The sequence below is a fragment of the Nonomuraea pusilla genome (genome assembly GCF_900109355.1).
GTDB lineage: Bacteria > Actinomycetota > Actinomycetes > Streptosporangiales > Streptosporangiaceae > Nonomuraea > Nonomuraea pusilla.
In genome coordinates this window covers 21,560-30,566 of the sequence record NZ_FOBF01000039.1, presented here as the reverse complement: position 1 = coordinate 30,566, position 9,007 = coordinate 21,560, and the positions used below count along the sequence as shown (strand labels likewise).

7 protein-coding genes, 2 tRNA genes and 1 rRNA gene are annotated in these 9,007 nt (G+C 67.9%); 3 read left to right on the top strand and 7 right to left on the bottom strand.

From position 1 onward, the window contains the following. A 16S ribosomal RNA gene (locus BMX74_RS41755) occupies positions 1-242 on the bottom strand; the annotation flags it as partial. 572 nt (positions 243-814) lie between these two features. On the opposite strand from BMX74_RS41755, the gene BMX74_RS41750 reads away from it, so the two are divergent. Further along, on the top strand, positions 815-1,216 hold the full coding sequence (locus BMX74_RS41750; protein WP_055508561.1) for a hypothetical protein: 402 nt from the start codon (positions 815-817) through the stop codon (positions 1,214-1,216). Between the two features lie 375 nt (positions 1,217-1,591). Here the strand turns inward: BMX74_RS41750 and BMX74_RS41740 are convergent, their stop codons facing one another. From BMX74_RS41740 to BMX74_RS41725, 4 genes are all read right to left on the bottom strand, one after another. Next, the gene (locus BMX74_RS41740; protein WP_055508557.1) at positions 1,592-2,419 is read right to left on the bottom strand and encodes a carbohydrate ABC transporter permease; all 828 of its coding nucleotides are present in this window, start codon (positions 2,417-2,419) and stop codon (positions 1,592-1,594) included. Next, positions 2,403-3,290, bottom strand: a complete 888-nt coding sequence (locus BMX74_RS41735) for a carbohydrate ABC transporter permease (protein WP_091105980.1) — start codon at positions 3,288-3,290, stop codon at positions 2,403-2,405. Before BMX74_RS41735 ends, BMX74_RS41740 begins: the two co-directional genes overlap by 17 nt. Then, complete coding sequence (locus tag BMX74_RS41730) at positions 3,287-4,573, bottom strand: ABC transporter substrate-binding protein (protein WP_177227742.1); 1,287 nt, start codon at positions 4,571-4,573, stop codon at positions 3,287-3,289. The genes BMX74_RS41735 and BMX74_RS41730 overlap by 4 nt, the downstream gene beginning before the upstream one ends. Before the next feature lie 125 nt (positions 4,574-4,698). Further along, positions 4,699-4,775, bottom strand: a tRNA-Met gene (locus BMX74_RS41725). A 74-nt stretch (positions 4,776-4,849) separates the two neighbouring features. Here BMX74_RS41725 and BMX74_RS41720 point away from each other — a divergent pair. Both BMX74_RS41720 and BMX74_RS41715 read left to right on the top strand, forming a co-directional pair. Next, positions 4,850-5,296 carry a hypothetical protein gene (locus tag BMX74_RS41720; protein ID WP_055508551.1) on the top strand — a complete coding sequence of 149 codons (447 nt, stop codon included), beginning with the start codon at positions 4,850-4,852 and terminating at the stop codon, positions 5,294-5,296. A gap of 22 nt (positions 5,297-5,318) precedes the next feature. Further along, positions 5,319-5,840 (top strand): GNAT family N-acetyltransferase, encoded by a 522-nt coding sequence (locus BMX74_RS41715; RefSeq protein WP_055508549.1) that lies wholly within the window; start codon positions 5,319-5,321, stop codon positions 5,838-5,840. 102 nt (positions 5,841-5,942) lie between these two features. Here BMX74_RS41715 and BMX74_RS41710 read toward each other — a convergent pair. Both BMX74_RS41710 and BMX74_RS41705 read right to left on the bottom strand, forming a co-directional pair. Then, positions 5,943-6,019 (bottom strand) — tRNA-Met (locus BMX74_RS41710). Positions 6,020-6,072: 53 nt separating this feature from the next. Next, a complete protein-coding gene (locus BMX74_RS41705) occupies positions 6,073-8,964 on the bottom strand; it encodes a UPF0182 family protein (RefSeq protein WP_475717170.1) in 2,892 nt (963 codons plus the stop codon). Between the last annotated feature and the right edge of the window lie 43 nt (positions 8,965-9,007).

Below are 9,007 nucleotides of genomic sequence, written 5' to 3'. Positions count from 1 at the left end.
AAGCTGATAGGCCGCGAGCCCATCCCTGACCAAAGTTCTTTCCACCACCACCAGATGCCTGGAGTGGTCGTATCCGGTATTAGACCCAGTTTCCCGGGCTTATCCCAGAGTCAGGGGCAGGTTACTCACGTGTTACTCACCCGTTCGCCGCTCGAGTACCCCGAAGGGCCTTTCCGCTCGACTTGCATGTGTTAAGCACGCCGCCAGCGTTCGTCCTGAGCCAGGATCAAACTCTCCAAACAATGTTTGAAGCTGGTTGAATCCCAACCAAAAGGAATCCGTCATTAATGACGGGGTGTTACATGATAATCATGCACTGGCTTTAAGCACACTGTTGAGTTCTCAAGAAACGGACGCGTTCTTCGTCGTTCTCAAACCGTTCGGCTCTCGAACTTCGAGGCGTTCATTTCGTTTTCGTTGTGTCTTTATTCTTTCAGCCGTTCCAGTCTCTGTCAAATTGACCGGGACTCGATCGACTTTCCGGAATAACCACCGCCCCGTTTCCGGGACAACCCCTCTAACTTACCAGCCCCTCAGGACAGCTTTGTACCGTCCGGATGATCCGGGAAGGAGAGGGATTCGCCTGGCATCTCCGGGAAGACCCCGGGCTGCCTGGCGCGAAGCAACTCTAGCAGCCCGCAAGACCTGCTTCGCGCAACTCTGGTAATCGTGAGGTCCTTCCCTCACCACCGGACCCTCAAACCTGAACAAGCACTCCCGCACCGACCCCGAGTGGCAAGCGTCCGGCAAGTCAACCGCAATCGTCCCCCGGTACGAACTACCTACGAGCAGACTGCCCTCGGAGGTGTCCGCAATGACCCGCTCGGAGTTCGACGACATCCGCGCCTTCCTCGCCGACAAGGGGACGAGCGCCGGCGACCTGCTGCGCATCGCCCGGACTCTGATCGACGACCTCGAGGACGCGCGGCTGCGCGAGGCCACCCTGCGCTCGCACTACCTGCGCCTGCTCACGGCGGCCAGGGCGTCCGTGGCCGCGGGCATGGTGGGCGACCCGGAGCCACTGACGTTCGTGAGGCACGAGCTGGCCGAGCGCGGACAGCTCCCGCAGGACGACGAGGCCGTGCACCGGATCCTGGCGGACGCCCGCACGGCCGCCGCGCTCCTCGCGGCAATGGAGCAGCCGGAGCCGAGCCGGTCGCGCGGGCTGCGGCTGCGGCGCTGCGTCTGGTCCGGCAGGCCCCTCCCCCGCCAGTGAACCGACCACGCAGGTGCCGCACTCCCGCTCACTCCTGAGGGTGAAAGGCCACGTCTCCGGACACTGCCTCCACACCGGTGCATCTCATCACGATGCACTGGTGAGATGACAACGCCGGGCATACCCACCCTTGGTCGATCGGCTGCGAGACTGCGCCTATGTGGCAGCGGGGGCTGAACTGGGCAGCAATCCTCTTCGTCGGGATATTCGGCGTTATGTGGATTGGGATCGTCGTATACGCGGACCAGACATCCGCTATGTGGATGCGCGTCGTCCAGGCGGTGTTCGGCCTTCTGCTGCTCGGCTGGGCCGGGCTGAAGGCCGCCATGATGGTCGGCAAGCCGTGAGACCCGTGGGCGAGCCTCAGCACGCGCGTCAGGACTTCACCGCTCCCGCCGTGAGGCCGGCGACGAGGTAGCGCTGCAGCGCGAGGAACCCGAGCACCACCGGCACGCTGACCACCAGCGAGGCCGCCATCACCTGGTTCCAGTAGACGTTCGCCTGCGTCGCGTACGCCTGCAGGCCCACGGCCAGGGTGCGGGTGTCCTGGTCCGTCAGCACCGACGCGAACAGCACCTCGCCCCAGGCCGTCATGAACGCGTACACGGCGACGGCGACGATGCCCGGCCTGGCCGCGGGCACCACCACGCGGAACAGCGCGCCCAGCGGGGTCGCCCCGTCGACCTCGGCCGCCTCGTCCAGCTCTCGCGGGACGGAGTCGAGATAGCCGGCCAGCAGCCACACCGCGAACGGCAGCGAGAACGTCAGGTACGTCACCGTCAGCCCCGCCCGGGAGTTGATCAGCTCCAGGCCGGTGAGGCGGTCCACGTTGGCGAAGATGAGGAACAGCGGCAGCAGGAAGAGGATGCCGGGGAACATCTGGGTCGAGAGCACCGTGGCCAGGAACGCGCGGCGCCCCCGGAAGCGGTACCGGCTGACGGCGTACCCGGCGAACAGGGCGATCGCCGTGGAGCACGTCATCGCGCACAGGGCCACGACGGCGCTGTTGGCGAAGTACGCGGCCAGCGGGACGGTCCGCCACATCTCCACGTACGGCGCGAAGGTGATCTCGGACGGCCACCAGGTGAACGGGCCCTGCACGTCGCGCAGCGGCTTCACCGAGGACATCGCCATGACGTAGACCGGCGCCAGCGTGAACAGCGCCAGCGCCGCCAGCGCGAGCGCCCTAAACGCCCGGTACACGGCGTCTCCTTGACGTCAGCCACAGGTAGCCCAGCGACACCAGCAGCAGGAACAGCAGCAACAGCACCGACATGGCGGAGCCGAGGCCGAGGTTCCAGGTGGAGAACGAGGCGTTGTAGACGTGGATCGACAGCACGCTCGCCTCCTCAGGCGCCACCTTCCCGAACAGCGTGTACGGCGTCGTGAACTCGTTGAACGTCCACAGGAACAGCACCAGCACCAGCACCCGGTTGACCGGCGCGAGCTGCGGCAGCGTGACGGACCTGAACCGGCGCCAGCGGCCGGCGCCGTCGACGTCCGCGGCCTCGTGCAACTCGGGCGGCACGGCGGCCAGGCCGGCCGTGAGCGTGAGGAAGGCGAACGACCAACTCCGCCAGATCGTCACGACGACGAGGCTCGCGAAGCTGTTGCCGCCGATCAGCCAGAACGCGTCGGCGTCGAGCACGGCGTTGACCAGGCCGGTGTCCCGCTGGAGCATGAACGACCAGGTGATCACTCCGGTGAACACCGGCAGCGCGAACGGCACGAGGAACAGGGCGCGCAGGGCGCCGCGCCCGGGGAAGGGCCGCCGCAGCAGCACCGCGCCGAGCATCCCGAGCGCCCAGCTTCCCGTGACGACGAGCACGGCGTACAGGAGGGTGACGCAGAACGACCTGAGCAGATCGGCGCCGACCGGTGCGGACACGTCCACGGCCACCGCGAAGTTGCCGAGACCGGCGAAGGGCGCGCGCGTCCAGTCGCGCAGGAAGAACTGCGTCAGCTTGAGCAGGCTCATCCCCAGACCCGCCAGCATGGGGACGACGTGGATCACCAGCTCGGCGGCGACGGCGGGCGCCAGGAGCAGGTACGGCAGCCGCTTCTTGCTGATCATCCGCCGTTGAGCAGCTTCTGCCCGGCCTCGGAGAGCTTGGCCTTGATGTCGGACTCGGTGACCCGCTCGCCGGTGGCCACCTGGGCGAACAGGTCCTTGACGGCCGTGCCCACCAGCGTCTCGAACTGGGCCTCCTGGGGGATCATCGGCAGCGGCTGCGCGGTGGCCAGCACCTCGGCGAACACCTTGTTGTGGCCGGCGGCGAAGGCGGGGTCGGTGACGCCGTTCACGACGGGGAGCGAGCCGAACGCCTTGTTCAGCTTGGTCTGCTCCTGCGGGCTCGTCATGAACTCGATGAACTTCAGCGCGCCCTCGCGGTTGCGGGACTCGGCGAACGCGGTGATGTTGATGCCGGCGACGTGGCTGGTGACCGGCTGCCTGGCGTCCTCGGGCAGCGGGATCGGCACGACGCCGTACTCGTCGGGGTCCATGTCGAACGCGGCGAGGCCCGCCGTGCCGTGATTCTGCATGATCATCATGGCGGCCTTGCCGGAGGCGAAGTCGGTGTACAGCTGCGCGTCCTGCGTCTTCTCGGCGTCGCTCGGGTTGACGACCTTGTCGACGGCGATGAGGTCGAGGTAGCGCTTGACGCCGGCGACCATCTCGGGCGTGTCGAACGCGGGGTGCTCGCCGTCGAAGACGGAGGCGCCGTTCTGCCTGCCGAACATCCAGGCGAAGTGGACGCCCTCGGTGTAGCTCGCGCCGAGCAGGGTCAGGCCGTAGCGGCCGCCGCCGGTCAGCTTCCTGGCCGTGCCGACGAGTTCCTGCCACGTCTTCGGCGGCTCATCGATGCCGGCCTCGGCGAAGCGCTTCTTGTTGTAGTAGAGGCCGTACGCCATGCCGTACAGCGGGAGCGAGCCGGGCGGCAGGCCGGGCGCGCCGGTCGAGGACATGCTGCTGGCGAGGAACCTGCCCTTGCCGCCGACCTTGGCGAGCGTCGCGTCGTCGAACTCCACGAACGCGCCCGTGGCCTGGAGCGACGTCGACCAGGTGTTGCCGATGTTGACCACGTCGGGGCCCCGGCCGCTCGCGGCGGCGTTCAGGATCCGGGTCTGCAGGTCGGACCAGGGGATGACTTCGAGGTTGACCTTGATGCCGGTGCTCTTCTGGAACGCGGCGAGCTCCGGTTCGAGGATCTTCCTGTCCAGCTCGATGCCGGCCGCCTGGTTGCTGGCCCAGTACGTCAGGGTCTTGGCCTGCTCGCCGTCCGAGCCGGCGCCGGATCCGCAGGCGGTGGCCGCGACGACGAGCAGCGTGGCGGAAGCGGCTCCTCGCAGGTTCACCGAGGGCTCCTCAACTGTGCGAATGCCAGAAACTAACCGGTAACCCCGCGCAGGGTCAATCGCCACAGGACGCCTGAAAACGGCGAAAGTCCCTGGTCTCCGTGGGGAGACCAGGGACTTTCGATTGGTAGCGGGGACAGGATTTGAACCTGCGACCTCTGGGTTATGAGCCCAGCGAGCTACCGAACTGCTCCACCCCGCGTCGGTGTTGCATTCATAACTATACAGGGCTTCGGGCAGTGCTGATGACGGTCAGCGGCGTGCGATCCTGACGGCATGCGTTCCGGCGAGGTTCCTGTCCTCCTCTCCCCTGCCGCGGCCAGGCCGACGCGGCGGCACGGTCGGTGGGCCGGGTGGCTGATCGTCCCGCCCGTCCTGCTGGCGCTGGCCGTCCTGATCCCGGTGTGGGCGCACGACGCGCGCCTCGACGAGATGGTGCGCCGCGTGACCTCGTTCCCGCTGCCGCCGCGCACGACCTGGGCCGACCCTCGCCCCCAGGGCTCCGTCGGCCTCCAGGCGGGCAACGGCAACCGCTGCGACTACATCGTGCGGATCTCCCTGACGACGTCGCTCAGCGGGCAGGAGATCGCCGACTACTACCGGGGCTCGCCGCTGAGCGGCAAGGTGTACGTCGAGCAGGACGCCCCGGAGGGGGGCTCGCGCGGCGTCGTCGTCGAGTTCACCGAGATGCACGACCCGGGCTGGGACCTGCGCTGCCACTGACCCCGTACGAAGGGCACATCCCATGGCCGTGGAACGCCGTCCGCCCGCTCCCACCGAGCGGCTGTCCCTGCGCGAGATGACCCGCGCGGACCTCGACGACATGGCCGCCCTCCTCGGCGACCCCGAGGTGATGCGCCACTACCCGCGCCCCTTCACCCGGGAGGAGGCCGCCCGGTGGATCGAGAGCAGCCTGCGCAGCTACGAGGAGCACGGGTACGGGTTGTGGACCGTCACCGTGCGCGAGACCGGCGAGTTCGCCGGCAACTGCGGGCTGACCAGGCAGAACGTCGAAGGTGAGATCTTCACCGAGGTCGGCTACCTGGTGCCCGCCCGCCTGCAGGGGCGCGGGTACGCCACCGAGGCGGCGCTCGCCTGCCGCGACCACGCCCGCGACGTGCTCGGCGTCGACCGGCTGATCGCGATCATCAATCCGGAGAACGTGCCGTCGCAGCGGGTCGCGGGGAAGCTGGGGCTCACCTTCGAGCGGACGGCCGCCTACAACGGCAGCCGGCAGCGGATCTACTCGCTGCGCCTGCGCCCCTGACCGGCAGGCCTCCGCGACAGGCGGCGACCTGCTCGCAGCTCGCGCCGTGGCCCGGGAACGTCGAAGGCCCCCGGTCTCTGGGAGACCGGGGGCCTTCGAAACTGGTAGCGGGGGCAGGATTTGAACCTGCGACCTCTGGGTTATGAGCCCAGCGAGCTACCGAACTGCTCCACCCCGCGTCGTCGTGCTTGTCCACACTATCGGCGCCGCGGGTGTGACGCAAACCGAGAGGCTACGGCGCCCCCGGCGACGGTGATGGTGACGGCGACTGCGACGGCGACCCGCTGGGCGCGGGCGACGGCGTGGCGGACGGCGTGGCAGAGGGAGCGGCCTGGCGGCCCTGGTTCTCCAGCTGCTTCAGCGCCTCCTCCAGCCGCTTCTGTGCCTTGCCGTACTCGTCCCAGTTCGGCGGGTTCGCCTGCAGGGCCTTCTGGGCGTCGTCGTACGCCTTCTTGGCGGCGTCGATCGCCGGCGTGAGCGCGGTGCTCGTCTGGCCCTGGTTCGCCTGGTTGTTCTGGTTGGCGTTGGTGTTCTGCTGCTCGCCGCCGAAGACCTCCTTCAGCGCCTCGTCCAGCGTGCGCGCCACGCCGATCTTGCTGCCGAACGACACCAGCACGCGCTGGAGAATCGGGTACGGCTCCTGCCCGCCGCCGGCGGCGACCTGGATGTACACCGGCTCGATGTAGACCAGGCCCCCCGCGTACGGCAGGGTCAGCAGGTTGCCGTACCGGACGGAGGAGGCGCCGACGCCGAGCAGGTTGAGCTCGCCGGCGAAGCGGCTCTGGAAGGCGTTCTGCGCCTGGCCGGGGCCCGGGATGGGCGTGTTCGACGGCATGCGCAGGATGCGGAGCCTGCCGTAGTCGTTGCCGGTGGCCGACGAGTCGACCGCCATGAACGCCGCCAGGTTCGGGCCCTGACGCGGCACGAACGTCGTGGTCAGCGAGAACGACGGCTCGCTGCCCGGCATCGTGGTGGTCAGGTAGTAGGGCGGCTGCTTGATGTTGACGCTCTTGTCGGACTGCGTCGGGTCGCCCGGGACGTTCCAGAAGTCCTGGCCGCTGTAGAAGGCGGCCGGGTCGGTGATGTGGTAGCGCGACAGGGTGTAGCGCTGCACCTTGAACAGGTCCTCGGGGTAGCGGACGTGGCTCTTCAGGTCGGCGCTCATCTCGGAGGCGGGCCTGATGACGCCGGGGAAGGCGCTGCTCCAGGTCTTGAGCAACGGGTCGCCGGCGTCCCAGGCGTAGAGCTTGACCGTGCCGTCGTAGGCGTCGACGGTGGCCTTGACCGAGTTGCGGATGTAGTTGATCTTGTCGATCGGCTGCTGGGCGATCACGCGTCGGTCGGTGGACGTGTCGCGCGTCATGTCGCCGAGGCTCTCGCTCTGGGCGTACGGGTAGTCGTTCGACGTGGTGTAGCCGTCGATGATCCAGGTGATGCGGCCGTCGACGATCGCCGGGTACGGGTTGCCGTCGAGCGTGAGGAACGGGGCGACCTTCTCGATCCTTTCACGCGGGTTGCGCACGTACAGGATCTTGGAGTTGTCGTTGATGTCGCCCGAGAGCAGGATGTTCTTCTCGCTGTACTTCGCCGCGAAGACCAGCCGGTTGAGGAACGAGCCGACGGGCACGCCGCCCTTGCCGGTGTAGGCGGTGTTCTTCTGGCCGGTGCCGCCGGTCTCGGGGTAGTCGAGCTCCTGCGGCTTGTTCGGGTTGCCGCCGGCGATGACGTACTCGGACGAGGCCGGGTTCTCGCCGAAGTAGACGCGCGACTCCTTCAGCTTCGTCGTGGTGGCGAGCGGGCCGGTGACCGGCATGTCCTTGGCGTCGTAGTCGGGCAGGCCGCCGGCGTCGACCTTGTTGCCCGGCGCGGCGACGAAGCCGTAGCCGTGGGTGTAGACGAGCGCCTTGTTGATCCAGTTGTTCTGGCCCTCGGGCGGGCCGGTCAGCTCGCGGACGCCGACGACGTGGTCGACCAGCTTGCCCCCCTCGCCGGGGTAGCGGTCGACGTCGAGCGGGTCGGAGAAGCTGTAGAAGCCGCGGATGCGCTGCGTCTGCTCGTACGTCGCGGACACCAGCGCCGGGTCGAGCAGGCGCACGCCCGAGACCGAGGCGTCGCCGTCGGTGCGGACCTTGGTGGGGTCGGCCTCGGCGGTGTACGGGATGATCTCGGTCTTGGCGACGTCGTAGGCGTCGCGCGTGGCCTCGATGTTGCGCTTGATGAACGCCGACTCCTTGAGCTGCTGGTTCGGCTTGACCTGGAACTGCTCGACCAGCGCCGGGTAGACGCCGCCGATCAGGACGGCCGAGAGCACGAGCAGGCCGAAGGAGACGCCGGGCAGCATGCCGCCGGGGCGGACGACGCCGGCGAAGAACAGCGCGGCGCAGATGAGGGCGATGATCGCGAGGATGGTCTTCGCCGGGAGCACCGCGTTGACGTCGGTGTAGGAGGCGCCGTGGACGAAGCCGCGGTCGGAGAAGACCAGGCCGTACCTGTCGATCCAGTACGCGACGGCCTTCAGCAGCACGAACACGCCGAGCAGCACGGACAGGTGGGTCCGCGCCGCCCGGGACGCGTGCAGGCCGGGCGACTGCAGGCGGAACCCGCCGTACAGGTAGTGGGTGACCGTCGCCAGGACGATCGAGATGATCACCGCGGTGAACAGGAAGTTCAGGACCATCCGGATGAACGGATAGTCGAACATGAAGAACGAGACGTCCATCTTGAACAGCGCGTCGGTCTTGCCGAACGGCTGGCCGTTGACGAACTGCAGCCACGTCTTCCACTGCCCCGCCAGCGAGGAGCCGGAGAAGAGGGCGAGAAGGCCCATGCCGACGATGAAGATGAGCTTGCGGTGCGGGTCGAGCGCCATGCGGTAGCGGTCGGCGCCGCTGCCGCCGCCGAACATGGCGGGGCCGAACATCGGGCGCATGCGGAAGGCCAGCAGCATGTTGCCGCCCGCGACGGCGACCATGAGCAGCGCCCCGGCCAGGAACAGCACGACCTGCGTCAGGAGCACGCCGGAGAAGACGGTCGTGTAGTTGATCGAGTCAAACCATAGATAGTCGGTATAAAAACCGGAAAAAAGGAAGAACAGCGCGACAATCGCCACCAGCGCGATCGCCACAGGCAGAAGCAATCTCGGACGGCGGGGCAAGCGCATCCCCCTG

Bases quoted from the DNA above. Each gene is read 5' to 3' on its own strand.
- BMX74_RS41715 (WP_055508549.1), top strand. From the start codon at position 5,319: ATGGCCGTGGAACGCCGTCCGCCCGCTCCCACCGAGCGGCTGTCCCTG.
- BMX74_RS41735 (WP_091105980.1), bottom strand. From the start codon at position 3,290: ATGATCAGCAAGAAGCGGCTGCCGTACCTGCTCCTGGCGCCCGCCGTC.
- BMX74_RS41720 (WP_055508551.1), top strand. From the start codon at position 4,850: ATGCGTTCCGGCGAGGTTCCTGTCCTCCTCTCCCCTGCCGCGGCCAGG.
- BMX74_RS41750 (WP_055508561.1), top strand. From the start codon at position 815: ATGACCCGCTCGGAGTTCGACGACATCCGCGCCTTCCTCGCCGACAAG.